A 21,491-nucleotide genomic window follows, 5' to 3' on the forward strand; every position below is an offset into this window, starting at 1 on the left:
CCGACCGGGGGCGGTGACAGTGGCAGGCTCGAACCGATCCACCCCGGAGGAACACTCCCCGGAGCGGATCCGGGAGTTCGTGGCCGTGATCGAGGACAACGCCGGGGGCGATCTCGGGCGACGAATGAACGAGGACGTCGACGACGAGGCGCTGGCCGCCCTCGCACGGGCATACAACGACATGCTCGACGACTGGGCCGACCGGTTCGAGTCGGTCGACGAGTTCGGCGGCTGGCTCGCCCAGCCCGATCAGCAGGTCCGCTGGCACGAGGCGACCGGCTACTTCCCGGTCCACGAACGGGCGGTCTCGCAACTGGACCGCGAGGGGTAGTTCGACGAGAACCCCCACTACGCGACCGCGTTCGACCAGCTCCGGGAGACCCGCCAGTCCGTCGCCACCAGCGGCGCACGCATCGGCCCGTTCGACACCGTCCGCACCATGATCGCCGAGGCCTACGAGGAGATGAGCGAGGGCCGGCCGGTCGACGAGGCGCTCGAACGGCTCACCGACAAGGCCGAACGCCAGCTCCGCGCCTACGAGTCAGACCGGAGCTAACCCGTGGCTCCGGCGACCGGGCAGGTCCGATACCGCACGACTGCAGGTCGGCGATCCGCGACCGGGATCTCTGCGTAAGGTTTATTTTGGTACACCCTGCCTCTTACCGGCATGACCGCAGTGGCAGTAAAGAAAACAGTCTCCGGTGCCAGCGAGTGACACCATGACACGGGACAACTACGTGGGTGCGATCGACCAGGGGACCACAGGGACCCGATTCATGGTCTTCGACCACGGGGGGCAGGTCGTCGCCAACGCCTACGAGAAACACGAACAGATCTACCCGGAACCCGGCTGGGTCGAACACGACGCCGTCGAGATCTGGGAGAACGCCAAGACGGTCATCGAGCGGGCGCTGGACGAGGCGGGCATCGAGGCCACCCGACTGGCGGCGCTGGGCATCACCAACCAGCGCGAGACGACGGTCGTCTGGGACGCCGAGACGGGCGACCCGATCCACAACGCCATCGTCTGGCAGGATCGGCGGACCACGGACCGCGTCGAGCAACTCGAACGCGAGGGGAAAGTCGACTGGATTCGCGAGAAGACGGGATTGGAGGCCGACGCCTACTTCTCGGCGACGAAAGCCGAGTGGTTGCTGGACAACGCCGACCCGATCAAGATGGAGCGGACCCGTACCGAGGACGCCCGGGACCGCGCCGAGGCTGGCGAACTCCTGCTGGGCACTATCGACGCCTGGCTGATCTACAACCTCACGGGGACCCACGTCACCGACGTGACCAACGCCTCGCGGACGATGCTGTTCGACATCCACGAGATGGCGTGGTGTGAGGACCTGCTCGCGGAGTTCTCGGTCCCCCGGGCGATGCTGCCCGAGGTGCGCCCCTCCTCGGACGAGGGGTACTACGGGTACACCGACCCCGACGGCTTCCTCGATGCGTCGATCCCGGTCGCGGGCGCGCTGGGCGACCAGCAGGCCGCCCTGTTCGGCCAGACCTGCTTCGACGCCGGCGACGCCAAGAACACCTACGGTACCGGTTCCTTCTTCCTGATGAACACCGGCGACCAGGCCGTCGAGAGCGACCACGGTCTGCTCACGACCGTCGGGTTCCAGCGCTCGGGCGACCCCGTCCAGTACGCGCTGGAGGGGTCGATCTTCGTCACCGGCGCGGCCATCGAGTGGCTCGAAGACGTGGCCCTCATCGACGACCCCGCCGAGACGGCCGAACTCGCCCGCTCGGTCGACGGGACCGACGGCGTCTACGTCGTCCCCGCGTTCACCGGCCTCGGTGCACCCCACTGGGACGGCCGCGCCCGCGGGACCATCGTCGGGATGACTCGCGGGACGCGCCGCGAACACATCGTCCGCGCGACCCTGGAGGCCATCGCCTACCAGACCCGCGACGTGGCCGAGGCCATGGAGGCCGATGCGGGCGTCGAGATGGGGACGCTGAAAGTCGACGGCGGTGCGGTCAAGAACAACTTCCTCTGTCAACTGCAATCGGACATCATCGGGACCGAGATCGCCCGGCCGGAGGTCGACGAGACGACCGCGCTGGGGGCCGCCTACGCCGCCGGCCTCGCGGTCGGCTACTGGGACTCGCTGGCCGAACTCCGGGACAACTGGCACGTCGACGCCGAGTTCGCTCCCGAGATGAACCCGTCCGATGCCGACGCACGCTTCGAGCGCTGGCACGACGCCGTCGAGCGCTCGAAAGACTGGGCCCGCGAGAGTGGTGACTGAGCCCCCACATGGACCTCGCAGAACGCATCCGGCGACGGCGGGAGAGTAGCGGTGACACACCGCTGATCCGCGACTACGACGCCATCAGTCCCGTCTCGCACGTCCCCGATCCGACCGGCCGGGGGCCGATCCTCGAACGCCTGCTGGACGCCCTCGATCCGGTCTTCGACGGCGACCTGCCGCCCGAGGCCTACGTCTGGGGGCCCGCCGGTGCCGGCAAGTCGGCGGTCGTGACCGCGCTGTTCGATCACCTCTCGACGCAGGTCACCGGCTCGTCGACCGTAATTCACACGGCGACCCGCGCCAGCACCGGCGGCGACCTCGCGTTCGTCGCCGTCGACGCACGAACCGCCGACAGCCCCTTCGGCCTCTATCGGACAATCCTCGACGCCCTCGTGGACGAGCAGGTCCCGGCCCGCGGCGTCGGAACCGACCGGCTCCGGGACCGCCTCGCCCGCGAACTCGCCGGCGGCCGCGCGGTCGTCGTCGCCGTCGATCACGTCGGCGAACCCGCGACGCCGGACCTGGCGACCGTCGCCGATCACCTCTCGCCGCTGTCCCGCCTCTCGTGGATGGCCGTGGGCCGACCCGAACCGGCCGCCGTCGAGGCGTCGCTCCCGGCCGAGTGCATCGAGATTCCGGCCTACCGCCGGCACGCGCTGGCGGACCTGCTGACGAGTCGGGCCTCCGCGGGGCTGGCCGACCGGGCCGTCGAACACGAGGGCGTCCGCGAGATCGCCGACTGGGCCGACGGTGACGCCCACGACGCCCTCGCGGCGCTGTTCGGGGCCGCCGACCGCGCCGCCGCGGCCGACCGCTCGCGCATCCACGGCGAGGACACCACCGCCGCCATCGACGACGTGCCCCGCCCGTCCTGTGCGCTCGGCCGGGTCGTCGCGCTCCCCGAGAACCGCCAGCGTGTCTGCCGCGTCCTCGTGGATCTGGCCGACGACGAGCGGGCCTCCGTCGACGCCGCCACCGACGCCATCACCGCCCGGGTCGACCTCTCCCCGGGGACCATCAAGCGATTCCTCTACGAACTCGCCGAAACCGGGATCGTCGAACGGGTTCGCAGTGACGCCGCCGGCGATCACGGCCGGCCGCCCAGCCGCGTCGAACCCCGCTTCCCGACCGCCGTCTTCCGCCGACTCTACGACCGCCGGGCCGGGAACTGACGGCTCATCTCCGAATTCGCCCCCGGTCACCAGTGCCACCTGCGCCGACACTGGCGCAGGGGCTCATCTCCGAATTCGCCCCCGGTCACCAGTGCCGGCGGTCATCGCACTCGCGACTGCCCCTTTCACCACGATGTCGTCGCCGTACTCTGTCAGCCTGATTTCGGGCACGTTCGAGACCACCAGCTCGGGCAGGCGCTCGCGGACGGGATCGAGGACCAGTTCGGGGTTGTTCAGCGCGACCGCGCCCCCGACGGAGATCGTGATCGGCGCGTAAGCGTGGACGATGGTGGCGATGCCGTGGCTGTTCCAGTGGGCCAGCCGCTCTATCACTCGATCGGCCAGCGGGTCCGCACCGGCCGCGTCGAAGACGGCTGCCGCGTCGAACCCGTCGCCCTCTAGCGGGAGGTCGGTCGCCACGTCCTCCCGCTCGTGGAGTATCCGGGCGTACTCGGGGATGTTCTCGCCGGAACAGAAGGCCTCCCAGTGGCCGGTGCCGCCACAGCCACAGGTCACTGGCCCCTCCGGATCGAGCGCGACGTGGCCGACCTCGCCGGCGTTGCCGTCCCACCCCGAGAGCAGGGTGCCGTCGACACAGACGCCCGCGCCGATCCCCGAGGAGATGGTCAGGTACACCATGTCGTCGGGCGCGTGGTCGGCGTAGAACCGTTCGGCCAGCACCCCGGCGTTGGCGTCGTTGTGGAGGTAGACGGCGTCGCTGTCGACGAGATTCTGGACCGGCCCGACGAGCGGAATCCGGTCCGCGCCGGCGACATTCACGGGGTTCTCGACCGCGCCGGCGGCGGTGTCGAGCGGGCCGATAGAGCCGATCCCGACGGCGGTGATCCGGGTCGTGGTCGTCCCGGCCGCCTCGCAGGCCGCCCGGACGGCGTCGAGGACGGCCTCGGTGACGGCGATCCCCCCCTCGTTCTGGGGCGTCGAGCGCCGGTCACGGCCGAGGATCCGCCCCTCCACGTCCGTGACGACGGCCCGGAGGTTCGTCGCCCCGAGGTCCACTCCCGCGTACATTCTCACCCGAACGGTGGCCCGGCGCGCACTTAAGACCGTTCGCTCGCTCCCGCCGAGGAGTCACCCCGCAACCGACCGGCACACGGTGGGTCACCGATCCGTGATCCGGTCGGCGTAGACCACGCCGCGCTCGCCGTCCAGCGTCACGTCGGTGCCGGCCTCGACCCCGGCGAGGTCCGCGTCCGCGATGGTCGGGATCCCGAGTTCGCGGGCGACGATGGCCGCGTACCCCGTCACGCCCTCGTGGCCGGTGACGATGCCGCCGACCGCCGAGAGGTCGCCCTCGAACTCGCCGTCGAACTCGGCCGGGACGGCGAGGATGGCACCCTCGGGCATCCCGGCGAGGTCGCCATCTCCGACGTGGAAGACGGGGCCCGACACCACGCCGTCGACGACCGAGCGGCCCGACACGAGGGTCTCGGCGGCGACGTGGATCTTGAGGGTGTTGGCGGTGTCCAGCCCGTCGAGTTCGGTCATCATGCCCGCCAGTACCACCACGGTCTCGCCGGGGTCGACGACGCCCGCGTCGATGGCCGACTGCACGGCCGTCTGGATCACGGCGCCGGCCCCGTTCTCGGTGTAGCTGGCGTACTCGGGCCGGATGCCCCAGGACAGCGAGAGCTGTCTGCGGACTCGCTCGCTGGGCGTCGCGGCGACGATGGGCATGTCCGGGCGGTACTTGGCGGCCTTCCGGGCGGTGTAGCCCGACTCGGAGGCCGCGACGATGGCGCTGGCACCCACGTCCCGGGCGAGAAAGCGCGCCGACCGGGCGAGCGCGTCGGTCCGACTCTCGCCCGCCGCCGGAACCCGCTGTTCGCGTGACTCGGCGTACTCCGCGCTGCCCTCCACGTCCCGGACGATGCGATCCATCGTCTCGACCACGGTAACGGGGTGGTCGCCGATGGCGGTCTCGCCCGACAGCATGACGGCGTCGGTGCCATCGAGGACGGCGTTGGCCACGTCGGAGGCCTCCGCGCGGGTCGGCCGGCGCTCGTGGATCATCGAGTCCAGCATCTCCGTCGCGGTGATGACCGGGACGCCCGCGCGGTGGCACTGCCGGATCACTCGTTTCTGGATCAGCGGGACCTCCTCCATTGGACACTCGACGCCGAGGTCGCCGCGGGCGACCATCACGCCCGCGGCCTCGTCGGCGATGGCCTCGATGTTCTCGACCGCGTCAGCGCGCTCGATCTTGGCGACCACGGGGATGTCGCCCCCTTCGTCGTCGATGGCCTCGGCGACCTCGTACACGTCTGCGCCGCTGCGAACGAAACTGGCCGCGACGAACTCCACGTTCCGGTCGACGGCCACGGCGATGTCCTGGCGGTCCTGCTCGGTGACGACTGGCAGGCCCAGATCGACGCCGGGGACGTTGACGCCCTTGTTCCCGGCGAGGTCGCCGCCGTCCTCGACACGGGCGGTCACGGCTTCCTCGCCGCTGTCCTCGACGACGGTCTCGATGCGGCCGTCGTCGAGCAACACGCGGTCGCCGGGCTGGGCGGCCGCGACGGACGCCGAGAGCCCGATCTCTTCGGGTGTGGCGGTCTCGCCGACGGAAAAACGGACCGTCGAGCCGGTCTCGACGTGGATCGGGTCCTCGGTGGGGGCCGTCCGGATCTCCGGGCCGGCGAGGTCGTACATCACGGCGACGGGGGCGGATAGCTCGCCGCCGACCTCGCGGATGCGGTCGATGGCCTCGCGGCGGTCCGCGGGGGTGCCGTGGCTGGCGTTCAACCGTGCCACGTCCATCCCGGCCTCGATCAACTCGCGCAGTCGCTCGCGGCTGTCCGAGGCCGGGCCGATGGTACAGACGATCTTTGCGTTGCGCATGGATTCGGTGTGGTCGCTGCCCACGGTTCTCCCCGGTGGTTCTCACCGCGGGCGGTTAGCTTCTGTGGGCCGTGCCGACCACTCCTGTGACCGAGTGGTCCCCGTTCCGGCCGGCTACCTCGCGTGGTCACCGCTCGATCCGCCCGCTCTCGTCCGCGAGCGCGCGTTCGACGGCCTCGGGCGTGACGACGGCCATGTCGCCCGGGACCGTGCGTTTCAGTGCCGCCGTCGCCGTGCCGTAGGCCAGTGCGTCCGGGACGGTTCCGCCCTGGAGACGGCTGGCGAGGAACCCGCCGACGAAGGCGTCGCCGGTCCCGACGGGGTGGGCGTCGCTCGCGGGGATCGCCGGCTGTTCGTGAGTCTGGCCGTCGTGGACCGCGACCGCGCCCTCGTCGCCGCGGGTCACCACGACCGTCTCGAAGTCGTAGTCCGCGTCGAGCCGTTCGGCCGTCTCGACCGGTGACCCCGCCAGTCCGAGGACGGTCTCGGCGTCCCTGTCGGCGACGACGAACAGGTCGACGCGGTCCAGCAGGTCGGTGACCGTCTCCCGGGCCGCCTCGGGCGACCAGAGCTTCGACCGGTAGTTCAGGTCGAACGCGGTCGTCGTGTCGGCCTCGCGAGCCAGTTCGAGCAGGTCGGTGGTCGTCGTCGCCAGCGTGTCCGAGAGCGCGGGCGTGATGCCGGTCGTGTGGAAGGCGTCGGCGCGCTCGATCAGGTCGGTCGGGAGTTCCGCGGCCGTCGCGGTCCGGACGGCCGCGCCCTCGCGGTCGTAGGTCACCGTCCGCCCGCGCGGCGGGTCGGCGCTCTCCAGGTAGTAGGTCCCCTGCCGGCCCTCCTCGGTCAGGACGACGGCGGGGTCGACGCCGTGCTGGCGGAGCGCGGCCAGCACGCGGCGACCGGGCGGCGAGTCCGGGAGTTTCGAGAGCCAGGTCGACTCGACGCCGAGGCGCTGGGCCGCGACGGCGACGTTGCTCTCGGCTCCGGCGGCGTGAACCGCGAAGGTGCCGGCCGTCTCGACCGGCTGGTCGCCGGGCGGGGACAGGCGCAACATCGTCTCTCCGAAGGTGGCGAGTTCCGGCATGGACACACTGTCGCCGGCCGCGAGCAAAAAGGTGCGAGACGAGGGGGTCCAGCGGCTGGTCGGGCCGCGGTCGTCGACCCACAGGCACTCAGCGCCGGTCGGTGACCGACACCGCGCCGTCGGACTGGAGCCAGGCGCGGTGGTTGTGCCGGTCGTAGATGATGACGCCCTCGGCGGCGTCCAGCTCTACGAGCTGGCCGGCGGCTACTGGCGCGTCTCGTTCGGCGTCCGCGTCGTCGACAGGTGCTCGTGCCATCGTGATTCCCCCTTCGGATAGATGTAGGACGCCTACTATGTTAAGTGTTACCACACCACACGGTAAGTCGGTGAGCGCCAGGTAACCGTCGGGTTTCAGCTACCGATACTCGCCGGGAGCGGCGGTCGAGGCCGGAGCCGGACCGGGTAGCGAGCGCGCCACTCGCGTGCGGGCGTCCGTTGATGGTTTCTTGGCACTGAAACTCGGTGATACTTACTACGTCATGCGTTTATTTCTCGCGCCCAAATCTTTATAATTCAGTAAATTGATTGGTATGGACACCCGGGTACAATGACAACTGAGACTACTGCGGAGAGGGTCACCGTCGATCTCCACGTTCGGTCACTCACACCCCGTGCCGGGCACGGCCGCCAGGAAGCGGTGATCGAACGCCTCGAACGACTCGCGGACACCGGGCAAATCCACGAGTTCTCCGTTCACGTCTGGGGACGGCAGGTCAGCCTCTCGACGGCTGCCGCACGCACCGACGCGGGCCAGAACGTGCTGGACCGCGTCGAACGGTTCCGCGACTGGGCCGCGGACACGGACCGTTCGATCAGTTCCTTCTTCGAGACGCGGCGGGTCTCCTCGCAGATGACCGAGGAGAGTTACGTCGCCCTCGTGTTGCCGATGTTCACGTTCGCCGAGTACCACGACGGCGAGTTGGCGTTCGTCGCCCCCTGCAGCGACGGCGACGGCGTCTGCACCGTGACCGACCGCCTCGACACCCTGGAGCACAGCACGACCGTCACCGAGACGCTCGAAGCCGACGGCAACGGGCAACTGATCGCAGAGGAAGCCGAGGAGTGATCAGGCCGGGGACCCCTCGTCCGGCGCGGGCACGAGGTGGTCACGGCCCCACTCACGCATCGCCTCGATCACCGGCGCGAGTTCCTCGCCGCGCTCGGTCAGCGCGTACTCGACACGGAACGGCTTCTCGCTGACCACCGAGCGTGTGACGATCCCGCGTTCTTCCAGGTCCTCCAGACTGTCCGACAGCACCTTGCTCGACACTCCGTCGACCGCGTCTTTCAGCGCGTTGAATCCCAGCGGTCCCTCCTCGAGCAACCGGTCGACGATGACCGGATGCCACTTCTTCCCGATCAACGAGGCCGTCGCGGTCACCGCACACCACTCCTCGCCAGCGCACCAGATCTCGATGGGGTCGTCGTCGCTCATACTCGAACCCTGTACGTCCACCGTCATATAGTTACGTCCCAATACCTGGTTGTCGTGGGTAACCGTTCGAGTAGCCTGCCGGGTTCGACCGGTGATTCTCGCCCCCCAGTTCTCAGAATCTGATACGTTGCACCCCGATTTAACACACTGCCGGGCCAGGGAGGTGATATGTACGAGATACTGATGCCTATCGACACCGACGCGGACCGCGCACTCAGACAGGCCCGGGCGGTCGAGGACCTGCCGGGCGGCCCGGAGGATGTCCACGTCACCGTCCTTCACTCCTTTACCGACAACCCCTCGGGCGCGTCCATCACGCAGTTGCAGGCGGCCCGACGGGTCGAGTCCCACCTCGAAGACGTCGGCTATTCCGTGACACTCGACGAACAATCCGGGAGTCCGGCCGACGCCATCCTCGACGTGGCCGCCGAGGACGACGTTGACCTCATCTGCATCGGCGGCCGCAAGCGGTCCCCCACCGGCAAAGTCCTGTTCGGGAGCGTCACCCAGAGCGTCCTGCTGGATGCCGATCGGTCCGTGCTGGTCTGTCGGCGGAACGACGACGCCTGACGGGAACCGGACACCTATTTAAATAACCGATCATTTCCGGGTAAAATTTAATCCAGGAAGAGACTATATTATCGCTTGCCGGTGGGTGGGTGGTTCATCGCTTCCGATTCTCACCGGCGGGAGACGCGCCCACGTCTCCCTCAACAGCCGTCCCGCAAGCACCACGTGCCAGCTTTGCCGCGATGCCGTTCCTCAGGCGGCATCACGGCTTCTTCTGATCGTCTCACCCACCCGGTTGGCGGCCGATGTCGCGAAAGGCCAGCTCGAAGTCCTCGAAGTCCGACAGTGACTCGGCCATCTCGCTTTCGAGCCGGTCGGCCCGTTCCCGCAACGCCGCCACGTCCTCGTTCTCATCGAGTTCCTGGGGCGTCTTCTCGGCTTCCAGCAGGGCCAGTTTCGAGGTGACCTCGTAGTACTCGGTCAGCCGGTCGTCGTAGGCGTCGGCCGCGAGCTGTTGTTCGACCGCGCCGAGGAGATCGGCGCTCTCGACCGGTTTACAGAGGTAGTCGTCGAACGGCATCTCGATGATATCGAAGTCGGGATCGACGGCGGTGATCATGATAACCCGGTAGTCGTCCTCACGGTCACGGAGTTCCGCGAGGACCTCGTCACCCGAGACGTCGGGCATCCGGCGGTCGAGCAACACTACGTCGACGCCGTCGGCCTTCTCGAGTGCTTCCTGTCCGCCGTAAGCGACCCGGACGTCGTACTCACGCTCGATTTTGAGCGCGTACACGTCGGCGACTTCCGTCTCGTCGTCGACGACGAGGACCGTCGCCGCCGCCGAATCGTTCCCCATACTACGTCCCTTTCGCAGCGGCGAGTTATAATTTTGCCCGCTTCCTGACACCGACGCCGCCGAACCAAACCATTCACACCGGTCCGGCCCCTGAACTCGGATATGAGTGGCCACGAGACCGACGCGGCGACGGGCCTGTCCGAGAAAGCCAAGTTCGCACTGGTTCTGAGCGGCGGCGTCGTCCTCCCCGGACTCGCCAACTACGCACTCGGGGCGGCCGGCTACAGCACGCTCGGCAGTCTGGTGTGGGTCCTGGGATACGTCGGCGCTGTCCTGCTTCTCTGGTACGTCTGGGTCCGTCCGCTAGACCTGACCGGTCCCGCGTGACCGTGGGCGAGTAACGGAAGTTTTTAGGCCGCTACAGGGTCAGTCCTAGCCAAGAATGCTCGCGCTACCACTGCAGGTGATCGACAACTTCCTGCTCCAGTACAACGTCGGGCAGGCGCTGCTGGCGATTTTTATCCTGTCCGCCCTGGCTGCCCTGCCGCTGAAGTCCCAGCGTGTCTACGCCATGCAGTTCCTGGGGTTTGGACTTCTATTCCTGTTGACGCCCCAGAGCATGCTCGCGAAACCCCACTGGAAGTTCCTGGGTATCGCCCTGCTCGTGCTGGCCCCGATGGTCTACATCACGGCCAAACGATAATCAGTCGAGTTTCCCGAGTCCCGCGAAGAAGTCCAGCGGCGGCCCCGCAACTCTGACAGGCTTTTCCGCCCGTTCGAGCGTGACCGTCGCCGGCGGCGTCACTGCCTCGCTCGTCCGCCCGTCCCCGACGACTACTGCTCGCTCACTGTTCTCGACGGTCACTTCGATCTCACTGTCGATGTCGACCACCAGCGGCGGCATCTCGGACTCGCCAGCCATCTCGGTCACGATCAGCCCGGACACGTCGGGATGGACGAGCGGACCGTCCTCGCTGAGGTTGTACGCGGTGCTGCCGGTCGGGGTCGCGATCAACACGCCGTCGGCGTGACCCTCGGTGTAGGTCGCGCCGTCGACCGTGACGTCGAGGTCGACGCCCTGTCCGTGCCCGCGCTGTGACCCGAGAACGGCGACCTCGTTGATCGCCGGTGGGATCGTCCAGCCGTCGCCGCGGGCTTGCAGTCGGTGCATCGACCGGGTGTCGGCCCCACCGTCCTCGCGAATCTCCCGGACGACCTCGTCGACCGTCTCGACGGCCACGTCGGGCGAGACCGCGTTCAAGAACCCGACTTCGCCGAGGTTGACGCCCATGATCGGCGTCGTCCCCGCGCCGCGGGCGGCAAAGAGGAAGGTGCCGTCACCGCCGATGCTGACTACCAGGTCACGGCCGGCCATCGCGTCGACCGAGACGCCCTCGGCGTCGGGACCGAGGTGCGCGGCGGTGGTCTCGTCGACGACTGTCGGCACGCCCTCGTCGTCGAGGTGTGTCCGGATCTCGCTGGCCAGCGCGGCGGCGCGGGGATTGTCCCGCTGGGCGACGATGCCGACGTTCATCCGTCTCGGGTTTGGCAACGGGTCACTATAAACCGGGCGGACCCGACCCGGGCGGGCGTATCGGGACGTGAGGCCCGGGCAACATTAATCACGAAGCATACCCAGGGTCGGGTATGGCCATCCGGCCGTCAGTGAGTCACTCATGAGTGAGGACGACGACTGGTTCGAGAGCGCCGTCGGTGAGGGAGACGGCGACGACGCCGAGACCGCTGACGACGGACACGACGAGGATGCCGCAGCCGACGAGGAGTCGCCGTTCGGCGACGCATTCGGTGACGACGGCGACGAGTCGTCCGGTGACGACGCTGGCGGTGACGCTCCGTTCGATGACGAGAGCGACAGTCCCTTCGAGGGCGACGATGCCGGCGGCTTCGGCGACGGCAGCGCCGACGAAAGCGAGAGTCCGTTCGACGGTGAGAGCAATGACGGCGCGGCCTTCGGTGGCGGTGAGACCGACACCGCGAGCGACGAGAGCCCGTTCGGCGGTGGCGGCGGCGATAGCGACGCGGACAGTCCCTTTGGCGGTGGTGGGAGCAGTGACGACGGCGGCCCCTTCGGCGGTGGTGGCGGCGGTGGCGGCGGTGGCGGCGACGACGGCGAACTGTTCGACGACGACTTCGCCTCCGCGTTCGGATCGGCCGGCGGCGGTGGCGGCGGTGGCGGCGGCGGCAGCGAGTTCGACGACGAGGACTTCGAGTCCGACATCCCCCGCCTCGACGTGGGGATTCAGGGTCTGGACGACATGATTCAGGGTGGTATCCCGCGCCGCCACCTCATCGTCACCATCGGCTCGGCCGGGACCGGGAAGACCACCTTCGGGCTCCAGTTTCTCCACCACGGCCTCGAAAGAGACGACACCGAGAAGGCCGTCTTCATCACGCTCGAACAGAGCCACGACGCGATCATGGCGACCGCCGACGAGCGCGACTGGAACTTCGCCGAGCACGAGGCGGAGGACAACCTCGCCATCATCGACCTGGACCCCGTCGAGATGGCCAACAGCCTCCAGAACATCCAGGCCGAACTCCCCCAACTCATCAAGGACTTCGGTGCCGACCGCCTCGTGCTGGACTCCGTCTCCCTGCTGGAGATGATGTACGACAACCAGGCCAAGCGCCGGACGCAGGTGTTCGACTTCACCCGCTCGCTGAAGAAAGCCGGCGTCACCACGATGCTCACCTCCGAGGCCAGCGAGTCCCACGAGTACGCCTCCCGCCACGGCATCATCGAGTACCTGACCGACGCCGTCTTCCACCTGCGGTACGTCCGCCAGGAGACCCGCGAGACTCGTATGGCCGTCGAGATCCAGAAGATCCGGAACGCCAACCACTCCCGGGAGACCAAGCCCTACGAGATCACCGGCGAGGGGATCTCGGTGTACCAGCAGGCCAACATCTTCTAGCATCTTTTTGCACCTCCCGTACGAGCGGACGGCGATTCTCGCCGCCCGCTCGAAGGGTCGGGCAAAAAGCTGCGACAAAAATCGGCCCTCCCTCCCGTGCGCGCCGTGGGCGCGCGTGGTCACTCGGGCCGGTTCCGCCCGCTCGCGACGCTACGGTCGCTCGCGTGCGACTGCTGTGCTCGTGCGCTAGCAGCACCGCTACTGCTCGATCTTCACCGAGAACCACTCCGGTCGAATTCGAACGACGGAATTCGACCCGGCTTCGAGGTGGTACTCGCCGATACGAACCGGAAGACTGTCTCGTCTACCGCCGTCGGTCTCGGCGATCAGTTCGCACCCGCCTTTCTCGTCGATGCCGGGGTCGAGCATCGTCGATTCGCGGGTCGCCAGTGTCGCGCTGTCCTCGAAGATCGTCGCTCCGTCGGCGGTGACGGTCGCGGTGACCGTTCTGGTCGGTTCGCTGTAGTTCGCGATCGAAATTCCGATGTCCTCGGCAGACTCGAACGTTCCGGTCGAACCAGAGTCAACGGTCGGTGCCGCTGCCGTGATCGGATCGGCGTCCGTTGTCGACGTGGGTTTCGTCGATGGGTCGGGTGTGGCGTCGCTCCTATCACCGAGACACCCACCAAACCCGATACAGCCGGTCCTGGCCGCGGCGAGGAGGGCACGCCGTCGCATGGTCGGGCGTCGCTTGGTCCTGGTAAGTGTTTCTGTCGCGCGTCACCGCGCGACCGTCACCGGAATCGTCGCGTTCCGGACGACGTTCTCGGCGACGCTGCCGAGCAGGATGCGAGTGACTCCCGAGCGGCCGTGGCTCCCCATCACGATCCGGTCGATCTCGTGTTCGCCGGCGTACTCGACGATAGCGCGGGCGGGCTTGCCGACGACCGTATCGGTCGTGATGGCCGCGTCGAGGTCGCGGCCCTCCGCCTCCAGGGCTTCGAGCAACTCCTCGGCCTCTTCCTTGGCGTGTTCGTACCACTCCTCGGACGCGGCCGGGAACGACGCGCCGGCGCTGTACCCCGCCTCCGTCGGGTTGATGACGTGCAACAGCACGAACTCCGCGTCCGGATGCTCCCGCATGGCGAAGTCACAGGCCTCCCGGGACTGCTCGGAGCCGTCGACGGGAACCAGGATGCGCTTTTCCATGGTTGAAGGTAACATGGCACGCGACAAAGGTGTACGGCTGTCTACCGCCGCGCTCAGTCCCGCCCGTGCTTGGTCACACAGACTGGCAGACCGATCAACTCGACGGGTTCGGAGTTGTCCGGCGAGTAGACGACCATCTGGCCTTTCTCCATGTACGGGACTTTCGCCTCCAGGTTCGACGGGATGTTCACCGCCGAGATGGCGTCCTCGTCGCCGAGGTTCAGGACCACAGTCGTATTGAGCTGCTTGAACACGGGTTCGGCGATGTCCTGTGGGTCCTGCGTGATCAGAAAGAGGCCGAGCCGTTCCTTCCGACCCTGTTTTGCGGCCTCGGTGAACTTCGAGATGACCTTGCCCGCCTGGACGCTGTCGGCGTCGGTCAGGAAGTTGTGGGCCTCGTCCATGCCCACCACGAGGGGCGTCTCCTTGATTCGGTCGTAGCGCGGGTCGTTCGAGAGCTTCTGGTCGACCAGCAGGCTGGAGACTGCCAGGACGATCGTCTCCGTGGTGCGGGTGTCGTTGATGTGGTAGGTGGGAACGACGGTGAGTCCCCCGGGCCGGACGAGTTCGTGAATCTGCTCGGTGATCGGTCGAGCGTCCTGATCGAACACGTCGCCGAAGCCCCGGACGCGGCGGCGGATGGCGTCGAACGTCGCCTCGTGGACGCGTCCGCTCTCGTCGAGTTCCTCCTTGAGTGCCGGGTCGTCGAGGAAGGAGACGAACTGCTGGTAGGTCCCCTCGGCACCGTAGTTGTCGAAAAACCGGTTCAGGAGGTAGCGCAGGCCGCCGTACTGGTTGTCGTTGAGACCGCTCCCCGCAACCAGCCAGGGGTTGCCCCGCACCATCGAGAAGGGGATGGTGAACGCCACCTGCTCGGCGCGGTGGTGGTCGGCGGCGTAGGTCGCACCGTCGACCTTCGGGACGAAGGCGATGGTGTCGTCGTGGCCGCCGTAGGCGACGCCCTCCCGCTCCAACCGTCGGCGGTCGTCGTCGTCCAGGCCTGGGTTGTCGTCGTGCATCTGGGCGTACTCGTCCTGGGGGTCGAACTGGACGACGGCGGCCTGGACCTCGCGGTCCTCGCCGGACTCGACGGGATAGGTCCGGTCCTCGCTGAGGTACTGCCGCAAAATGTTCTTCGAGCCGTGGGTCTTCCCCGACCCCGTGCCGCCGGCGACGAGCGTGTGCCGGAAGACGAGGGGATCGCCGGCGTCGTAGTCGTCTTTCAGCCGGTAGTCGATGGTCGGCGGTTCGGCGGCGGTCCGGACCCGCTCGCCACCGACGGCCAGATGACCGAGGAACACGCCGTCCTCGGGCATCTTCAACCCGGTCTTGATCTCCGACTTGTCCGTCGCGGGCCGAACCACCGTCTCGGGTTTGGGCACGCGGTCGGTCATCCGCCGTTTCAACTCGCCGTCCTGTTCGAAGAGAACCGCCACGGGTTCGAGCGTGGCCATGAACTTGAAATCCTGCTCGTCGATGCCGCGCTGGCGCATCGCGCGGCGGGCGTGGATCTCGGTGGCGTCGTCGGTCCGGAACTCCTGTGCGTATTCGAGGGCGGTGATCCGGCAAAAGAGGCGCTCGCCGTCTGGATATGGGACGAGCAGGTACTTGCCGATCCGGACGGTCGAGCGGTTCTCGACGGTGACGTAGGCCCGGAGTTCGGTGTCGTCGGGGTCCTCGCTGATCGTCAGCCCCTCCGAGGCCGAGAGGACGCCGATGCCGCGGTCGGTCCCCGCGGGCGACACGTCGACCGTCTCGAACTCCGGTGTCTCGTCGTCGGGTGTTCCCGCGTCCTCGGTCGCGGCCGATTTGCTCGCCGTCTCGGCCTCGTCGGGCGTCTCGTCGGTGGCCGACTCGTCCTCGGTGCCGCCGCCGGACGCCTCGTCCCCGCTCCCGTCGAAATCGGTGAAATCGCCCAGATCAGACATACCAGCCACATCGGCCCGGCGGGTCAAACACGTTTCCCCCGCGACCGGGTCGCACCGATCACCGGCGACGCGGGCTTTTTGCCCGCCGGTCGCGTACTTACGGCTATGTTGCTCATTCGAGGCTCCGCCGGGGGGACGGACCTGACCGGCACGCTGTACGAGCGCGGCGAGTCCCCGCCGTCGTTCAAGGGTGCGCCCGACGAGGACGCCCCGTACGTCTGGATCTGCGATTCGTTCTACGAGGTCGAGAGCGGCGGCCAGCGGACCAGTATCGCCGGTCGCGAACTGAACGTCGCCTTCGAGTCCCCGATGCCCCACGGCTTCGAGACCCGCGAACGGGCCATCGAGGCCGCCGAGGAACACGTCCGCACCCAGTTCGCCCGCGTCGGCGTCGACGCCGAGGAAGTCGAGATCGAGGTCACGAAGACCGAAGCCGAGGCCCACTAGAACTCAGCGCCCTCCCAGCGCACGTCGTCGTACTCGCGCTGGCGGTCGCTCGAAAAGGTCTCCTCCAGCTGGCGCTGGAGCGCCTGTTTCTCCTGCCTGCTGATCCGGGCCAGTTCGTCGGCCTTCTCGACGGCCAGTGGCGGCCCGGTGCGTGCGGCCACGTCGGAGACGATCTGCATGGTCAACTCCTCGCGCAGGGCCTCGTCCTCCGTGAACGCGTAGGGCGCTTCCACGCGGTAGACCAGTTCCTCGCGGGGGTCGTAGATCACGAAGAAGGTGACCTCGTAGGCCTCGGGGTCGAGTGCCTTCTCCAGGTCCAGATCGAGGTCGCTCTCGACGGAGAGGGGGCAGTCCGCGCCGGCCCGGGAGACGAACCAGTTGGTGAACGTGAGTACGTCCGTGTCGGTCTCGCCGTCGTCGTCGGTGCGCCGGAGGATCTGCTCGAACAGGGCGGCGTCGTTGACCCACGGCGCGGCGGTCTTCCGACGCACGGTCCTGGTGATCGCCTTCGAGGCCGTGCTCTTGACGAAGCCCACGAGGGGCACGTCCCGCCCGACGAACCGCTCCACGAGGTCGACGTAGTGCTGGACCACGTCCCGCGGGCGCTCGTCCTCGACGAGCAGTTCCGCGAGCGTGGGGTCCTGGTCGGTCCACTTCAGCAGGCCGGTGGGGTAGATCGGGCCGTCGAGGATCAGGAGGTCTTCCACCACGTCGGCGTTGAGTTTGGCGTGGGTGCTCTCGGCGAGATAGAGCGCCAGCGCGTGGACGACGGTCTGCTCGAAGCGGTCGACGCGGGGGGCCTGCAAAATGCGCCCGCGGCCGTACCCCTGATCGAACAGGCTCCAGTCGTCCTCGGTCACGTCGACGGTGCCGTCGTTGGAGTGGACGGTGCTGACGATGGTGCGGCCCCGATGCAGGTCCAGATCGGAGGGGACGGCGGCCATCGCGGCCTGGGCCACGTCGATGACGAGGCCGTTCTTGAACGTCGTGGGGTTGATCGTCCCCGAGTCGAGGCCGTGCTGGGTCGGGAACGGGGACTCCATCAGCGCCGCGTCCTCGACGTCGACGAGTCGACAGCGCTGGTCGCCGAGCGGTTCGAGGATGGCCGTGCCCTCGTCGTAGAGGGGGTCGAGGAAGTCGGCCCAGACGGTGCCCGCGAGGTCCCGGTGGTCGCTGGCGTCGACACCGCTCTCGATGCGGCCGGCGAGCTGGGCGATCCCGTCGAAATGCACCGGGTCGAGCGTCATTACCCGGTCGAACGGATGGGGACGGCAAAAGTGTCCGGGGCCGACGGGCGGTGTCGGGGCGGTCGGCCTACTCGTCGCGGCCGGTCTTGTCGTCCAGCACTTCCTTGATCGCGGTGACGTAGGAGTTGAAGTCGCGGATGGTCGCGCCGTCGGTAGTGAGGAACACGCCGTCGCGGTCGCTGGTCACCCGGAGGAGAAAGCCGTTCTCGAAGACGCGGATGGTGTAGCGGTACTCGCCGAGTTCGGTGCCCCGGTAGGCGTCGGTCGTGTTCTTGAACCCGCGCCACTCGTGGCCGATGAAGCTGTCCAGGTCGGCGTCGCGTTCGAGGTCATCGCGGAGATACAGTTGCTCGAAGTTCGAGCGCGTGAAGTAGGTCAGAGAGCGGAGGCTGTCACCCGCCGCCGTGCGTGCGGTCGTCACCAACTTCTCGGCGAAGGCCTCGTCCACGATGGTCGTCTCCATGCGTTAGGCCTGGCTGTCCTGTTATATAACGTCGGTGGTCTCCGATACTCCTGCCGGGGGCTGGGACGCGCTCGCCCCGTCCGCCGGAACCCTGAGACCGGGGCAGGTCCGACGCCTCTTTACCGCACCGTGGCGACCCCTCGCGTATGCAGGTGGGTCTGGTCATCCTCGACGGTTGGGGTCTCAACCCCGACGAATCGGCCCGCGACGCCGTGCGGGCCGCCGACACCCCGACCGTCGACCGCTTCCGCGAGCAGGGCGCGTCGACCACGCTGGAGACACACGGCCGTCGGGTCGGCCTCCCGGAGGGACAGATGGGCAACAGCGAAGTCGGCCACCTCACTATCGGTGCCGGCCGCGTCGTCAAACAGGAGACGACCCGGATCACCGACGACATCCGCGAGGACGACCTCGGCGACAACGAGGCGCTGAACTCCGCCTTCGACTACGTCCGAGAACACGACGGTCGCGTCCACTTCCTGGGACTGGTCAGCGACGGCGGCGTCCACTCCGCCCAGTCACACCTCCACGCGCTGATCGACATCGCCGCCGAGCGCGACGCCGAGGCCGTCACCCACGCCTTCACTGACGGCCGGGACACCGCGCCCACGGGCGGCGAGGAGTACCTCGCCTCGCTCGAAGCCCACGCCGATGACCGGGGCACCGGCCACGTCGCCACCGTCTCCGGCCGCTACTACGCCATGGACCGCGACCAGAACTGGGAACGGACGAAGAAAGCCTACGACGCTATCGTGAACCGTGCGGCCGAGTACACCGCCGACACCGCCGTCGACGCCGTCACCCAGTCTTACGACCGGGACACCACCGACGAGTTCGCCGAGCCGACGCTGATCGAGGGACGACCCGCTCTCTCTGATGGCGACGCAGTGATTTTCTTCAACTTCCGCTCGGACCGGGCCCGCCAGCTCACCCGAATGCTGGCCGACATCGACCCGGGCTGGGCGTTCGAGACCGACCCGCCCGAGACGCGGCTGGTCACGATGACCGAGTACGACAAGACCTTCGACCTGCCGGTCGCGTACCCGCCCCACCAGCCCGAAGACGTGCTGGGCGAGGTCCTCGCGGACACCGACCACACCCAGTTGCGCATCGCCGAGACAGAGAAGTACGCCCACGTCACGTACTTCCTCAACGGCGGTCGCGAGGTGGAGTTCCCCGGCGAGATCCGCGAGATCGTCGAGAGCCCGGACGTGCCAACCTACGACCTGCGACCCGAGATGAGCGCGCCCGAGGTGACCGACACTGCAGTCTCGCTGATACGGTCCGAGGACCCCGACGCCCTTGTCCTCAACTACGCGAACCCGGACATGGTGGGCCACACCGGCGACTTCGACGCCGCCGTCGCCGCCGTCGAGGCCGTCGACGAACAGGTCGGGCGGCTGGTCGACGCGATCCACGCGGCGGGCGGGGCCGCCCTCGTCACCGCCGACCACGGCAACGCCGACGACATGGGCACCGTCGAGAACCCCCACACCGCCCACACGCTCAATCCCGTTCCGTTCGTCTATCTCGACGCCGAGGGCACCGACGGCGGCCGGACGGCCAGAACGGACGGCACGCTCGCGGACGTGGCCCCGACCATGCTGTCGCTGCTGGGGATCGAGAAACCCGACGCGATGACCGGCGAGTCACTGCTTCAGTGATCACTCGGCCGGATCGGGCATCTCGTCGGGGACGGCCGCGGCGAAGAGCCGGTAGCCCGAGACGGCACCCAGCAGGCCGAGCGCGACGGCCAGCGCGACCGACCCCGAGAGAAACATCCCGACGAAAACGAGCGGTGCGCTCCCCGCGAGGGCGACGCCGGCCGGAATCGGATCGACGCCGGCGGTTCGGCGGGCACTCGTCCCGCGGGCCACCTGCTCCGGGACCAGCAGGAGCGGGACCAGCAGGAAGATGCCGGCGGCGGTCGCCAGCCCCGCCAGCAGGCCCGGAAGCGGATCGGGGAACACGACGTACCCCACGACGCCGAGGCTCCCGCCGGCCGTGACGGCGAGACCGAGCCGTACCACTGCCACGCCGAGCCCCCGGGAACCCGTTTTGTCGGCCATGTGCCCCCTGAGCGGGCCGGGCCACTTAACTGACCGGGAGCGGATCGGTCAGGCCGCCTGTCGACGGATGGTTCCGGATGTCCCGACCAGCAGTGTCCCCGCGGCCAGCGCGAGGACGCCGACAGGGAACAAGAGGACGGGCGCGCTCTCGATCAGCCCAAGCAGTTCGATGCCGACGACGACCGCACCCAGCATCAGCGTCGCCGGGCCCGCGAGCAATCTCGGATCCATGCGAATCACCTGCCGGCACTACGACGGCTTGACTGGTGAACCCGCCTGCGTGACGTGTTCCAGTTCCGTCCCATCCGAGTATCAAATCCTGTCAGACGGTAGTAAGCTGTATAGGCCGGGAGTCCCTATACGTCGAGAAATGAGCCCGTTCGGCTCTTTCGACCTCGACGACGACGACCGGATGTCGATCTATCGCTACGTCGAACGTCACGGGACCGTCGACACCAGCGAGGCCGCCGAACACGTCGGTATCGACCCCGAAACCTTCCGGCATCACGTCTCGATCCTGAAACGGGACGGGTACGTCCGCGAGACCGACGACGGGAACCTCCGGGTCCGGCTCGACTGCGGCGAGAGCGAAGAACACGAGACGGCGGGGCTGCACTACGAGATCAGACCGGCGTGCAAGGCCGACGCGACGGGATTGCTCGGCGTCGTCCGCGAGGTCGCCGACCAGCAGGAGCACCTAGTCGCCGAGAGCGTCGCGGAGCAACTCGAGTACGAGGACGCGCTGTTCCGGAACAACGCCGGCAAGACCCGCGTGTTCTTCGTCGCCACCGTCGAGGACGAGGTCGTCGGCTGGTGCCAGGTCGAAATTCCCAGCCTGGCGAAACTCTCCCACACCGCCGAGATGACCGTCGGCGTCCTCGTCGAGTATCGGCGGTACAGCATCGGGAGCCACCTCCTCCAGCGCGGGATGGAGTGGGCCCGCGCCAACGGCTGTCGGCGCGTGTACAACTCCCTGCCCGAGACGAACGATCTGGCCGTCTCCTTCCTCCAGGAGAACGGCTGGCGCATCGAGGCCGTCCGGAACGGCCACTTCGAGATCGACGGCGAACCCGTCGACGAGATCATGCTCGCCGCGGATCTGGGTGGGCCCGAGCCCGTCCACAGCGGGTGA

Annotated in this window: 25 protein-coding genes; 11 read left to right on the forward strand and 14 right to left on the reverse strand. The window is 68.1% G+C overall.

Annotated features, from left to right (window positions below):
• Positions 1-19: 19 nt before the first annotated feature.
• From MU521_RS06470 to MU521_RS06480, 3 genes are all read left to right on the forward strand, one after another.
• Positions 20-331 (forward strand): HAMP domain-containing protein, encoded by a 312-nt coding sequence (locus tag MU521_RS06470; protein WP_139171059.1) that lies wholly within the window; start codon positions 20-22, stop codon positions 329-331.
• Positions 332-719: 388 nt separating this feature from the next.
• Positions 720-2,261, forward strand: a complete 1,542-nt coding sequence (gene glpK / locus MU521_RS06475; RefSeq protein ID WP_092688820.1) for a glycerol kinase GlpK — start codon at positions 720-722, stop codon at positions 2,259-2,261.
• Positions 2,262-2,269: 8 nt separating this feature from the next.
• Positions 2,270-3,436 (forward strand): Cdc6/Cdc18 family protein, encoded by a 1,167-nt coding sequence (locus MU521_RS06480; protein WP_092688823.1) that lies wholly within the window; start codon positions 2,270-2,272, stop codon positions 3,434-3,436.
• Positions 3,437-3,499: 63 nt separating this feature from the next.
• On the opposite strand, the gene MU521_RS06485 is transcribed toward MU521_RS06480, so the two are convergent.
• The 4 genes from MU521_RS06485 to MU521_RS06500 all read right to left on the reverse strand — a co-directional run bounded on the left by MU521_RS06485 (position 3,500) and on the right by MU521_RS06500 (position 7,632).
• Positions 3,500-4,471: an ROK family protein gene (locus tag MU521_RS06485; protein ID WP_092688826.1), complete on the reverse strand. Its 972-nt coding sequence runs from the start codon at positions 4,469-4,471 to the stop codon at positions 3,500-3,502.
• Positions 4,472-4,555: 84 nt separating this feature from the next.
• Positions 4,556-6,295: a pyruvate kinase gene (gene pyk, locus MU521_RS06490; protein ID WP_092689328.1), complete on the reverse strand. Its 1,740-nt coding sequence runs from the start codon at positions 6,293-6,295 to the stop codon at positions 4,556-4,558.
• Between the two features lie 127 nt (positions 6,296-6,422).
• The gene (gene kdgK1, locus MU521_RS06495; RefSeq protein WP_092688828.1) at positions 6,423-7,376 is read right to left on the reverse strand and encodes a bifunctional 2-dehydro-3-deoxygluconokinase/2-dehydro-3-deoxygalactonokinase; all 954 of its coding nucleotides are present in this window, start codon (positions 7,374-7,376) and stop codon (positions 6,423-6,425) included.
• A gap of 88 nt (positions 7,377-7,464) precedes the next feature.
• Entirely contained in the window at positions 7,465-7,632 is a 168-nt protein-coding gene (locus MU521_RS06500) for a DUF7331 family protein (RefSeq protein ID WP_175452783.1), read from the reverse strand.
• A 291-nt stretch (positions 7,633-7,923) separates the two neighbouring features.
• Between MU521_RS06500 and MU521_RS06505 the strand changes: the two genes are divergently transcribed.
• Entirely contained in the window at positions 7,924-8,442 is a 519-nt protein-coding gene (locus tag MU521_RS06505) for an HTH domain-containing protein (protein WP_092688830.1), read from the forward strand.
• Here MU521_RS06505 and MU521_RS06510 read toward each other — a convergent pair whose 3' ends face one another.
• Positions 8,443-8,811, reverse strand: a complete 369-nt coding sequence (locus MU521_RS06510) for a winged helix-turn-helix transcriptional regulator (RefSeq protein ID WP_092688833.1) — start codon at positions 8,809-8,811, stop codon at positions 8,443-8,445.
• Positions 8,812-8,979: 168 nt separating this feature from the next.
• On the opposite strand from MU521_RS06510, the gene MU521_RS06515 reads away from it, so the two are divergent.
• Positions 8,980-9,381 (forward strand): universal stress protein, encoded by a 402-nt coding sequence (locus MU521_RS06515; protein ID WP_092688836.1) that lies wholly within the window; start codon positions 8,980-8,982, stop codon positions 9,379-9,381.
• A 223-nt stretch (positions 9,382-9,604) separates the two neighbouring features.
• On the opposite strand, the gene MU521_RS06520 is transcribed toward MU521_RS06515, so the two are convergent.
• Positions 9,605-10,180 (reverse strand): response regulator, encoded by a 576-nt coding sequence (locus MU521_RS06520; RefSeq protein WP_092688839.1) that lies wholly within the window; start codon positions 10,178-10,180, stop codon positions 9,605-9,607.
• A gap of 102 nt (positions 10,181-10,282) precedes the next feature.
• Here MU521_RS06520 and MU521_RS06525 point away from each other — a divergent pair, with 102 nt between their 5' ends.
• Both MU521_RS06525 and MU521_RS06530 read left to right on the forward strand, forming a co-directional pair.
• Entirely contained in the window at positions 10,283-10,507 is a 225-nt protein-coding gene (locus tag MU521_RS06525; protein ID WP_092688842.1) for a DUF7996 family protein, read from the forward strand.
• A gap of 55 nt (positions 10,508-10,562) precedes the next feature.
• On the forward strand, positions 10,563-10,823 hold the full coding sequence (locus MU521_RS06530; protein WP_092688845.1) for a DUF8006 family protein: 261 nt from the start codon (positions 10,563-10,565) through the stop codon (positions 10,821-10,823).
• On the opposite strand, the gene MU521_RS06535 is transcribed toward MU521_RS06530, so the two are convergent.
• Positions 10,824-11,654 carry an NAD(+)/NADH kinase gene (locus MU521_RS06535; protein WP_092688848.1) on the reverse strand — a complete coding sequence of 277 codons (831 nt, stop codon included), beginning with the start codon at positions 11,652-11,654 and terminating at the stop codon, positions 10,824-10,826.
• A gap of 142 nt (positions 11,655-11,796) precedes the next feature.
• Here MU521_RS06535 and MU521_RS06540 point away from each other — a divergent pair, with 142 nt between their 5' ends.
• Positions 11,797-13,056, forward strand: a complete 1,260-nt coding sequence (locus MU521_RS06540; RefSeq protein WP_092688851.1) for a KaiC domain-containing protein — start codon at positions 11,797-11,799, stop codon at positions 13,054-13,056.
• Positions 13,057-13,254: 198 nt separating this feature from the next.
• Here MU521_RS06540 and MU521_RS06545 read toward each other — a convergent pair whose 3' ends face one another.
• Genes MU521_RS06545 through MU521_RS06555 form a run of 3 tightly spaced genes read right to left on the reverse strand, consistent with a single transcriptional unit; the run spans position 13,255 to position 16,133 of the window.
• Positions 13,255-13,734, reverse strand: a complete 480-nt coding sequence (locus MU521_RS06545) for a hypothetical protein (RefSeq protein WP_092688854.1) — start codon at positions 13,732-13,734, stop codon at positions 13,255-13,257.
• A 42-nt stretch (positions 13,735-13,776) separates the two neighbouring features.
• Entirely contained in the window at positions 13,777-14,205 is a 429-nt protein-coding gene (locus MU521_RS06550) for a universal stress protein (RefSeq protein ID WP_092688857.1), read from the reverse strand.
• A 53-nt stretch (positions 14,206-14,258) separates the two neighbouring features.
• Positions 14,259-16,133 (reverse strand): ATP-binding protein, encoded by a 1,875-nt coding sequence (locus MU521_RS06555; protein ID WP_092688860.1) that lies wholly within the window; start codon positions 16,131-16,133, stop codon positions 14,259-14,261.
• Positions 16,134-16,238: 105 nt separating this feature from the next.
• Between MU521_RS06555 and MU521_RS06560 the strand changes: the two genes are divergently transcribed.
• Positions 16,239-16,580: a DUF7113 family protein gene (locus tag MU521_RS06560; RefSeq protein WP_092688863.1), complete on the forward strand. Its 342-nt coding sequence runs from the start codon at positions 16,239-16,241 to the stop codon at positions 16,578-16,580.
• Here MU521_RS06560 and MU521_RS06565 read toward each other — a convergent pair.
• Positions 16,577-17,827 carry a DNA double-strand break repair nuclease NurA gene (locus MU521_RS06565; RefSeq protein ID WP_092688866.1) on the reverse strand — a complete coding sequence of 417 codons (1,251 nt, stop codon included), beginning with the start codon at positions 17,825-17,827 and terminating at the stop codon, positions 16,577-16,579. The genes MU521_RS06560 and MU521_RS06565 overlap by 4 nt on opposite strands.
• Before the next feature lie 67 nt (positions 17,828-17,894).
• Positions 17,895-18,290 (reverse strand): DUF7522 family protein, encoded by a 396-nt coding sequence (locus MU521_RS06570; RefSeq protein ID WP_092688869.1) that lies wholly within the window; start codon positions 18,288-18,290, stop codon positions 17,895-17,897.
• Between the two features lie 146 nt (positions 18,291-18,436).
• Here MU521_RS06570 and gpmI point away from each other — a divergent pair, with 146 nt between their 5' ends.
• Complete coding sequence (gpmI, locus tag MU521_RS06575; protein ID WP_092688872.1) at positions 18,437-19,954, forward strand: 2,3-bisphosphoglycerate-independent phosphoglycerate mutase; 1,518 nt, start codon at positions 18,437-18,439, stop codon at positions 19,952-19,954.
• Here gpmI and MU521_RS06580 read toward each other — a convergent pair whose 3' ends face one another.
• Together MU521_RS06580 and MU521_RS06585 are read right to left on the reverse strand one after the other, a co-directional pair.
• Positions 19,955-20,359 carry a hypothetical protein gene (locus tag MU521_RS06580; RefSeq protein ID WP_092688875.1) on the reverse strand — a complete coding sequence of 135 codons (405 nt, stop codon included), beginning with the start codon at positions 20,357-20,359 and terminating at the stop codon, positions 19,955-19,957.
• Positions 20,360-20,407: 48 nt separating this feature from the next.
• Entirely contained in the window at positions 20,408-20,590 is a 183-nt protein-coding gene (locus MU521_RS06585) for a hypothetical protein (protein ID WP_092688878.1), read from the reverse strand.
• Positions 20,591-20,729: 139 nt separating this feature from the next.
• Between MU521_RS06585 and MU521_RS06590 the strand changes: the two genes are divergently transcribed.
• Positions 20,730-21,491 (forward strand): GNAT family N-acetyltransferase, encoded by a 762-nt coding sequence (locus tag MU521_RS06590; RefSeq protein ID WP_092688882.1) that lies wholly within the window; start codon positions 20,730-20,732, stop codon positions 21,489-21,491.

It is taken from the genome of Halorientalis regularis (genome assembly GCF_023698535.1).
Lineage (GTDB): Archaea > Halobacteriota > Halobacteria > Halobacteriales > Haloarculaceae > Halorientalis > Halorientalis regularis.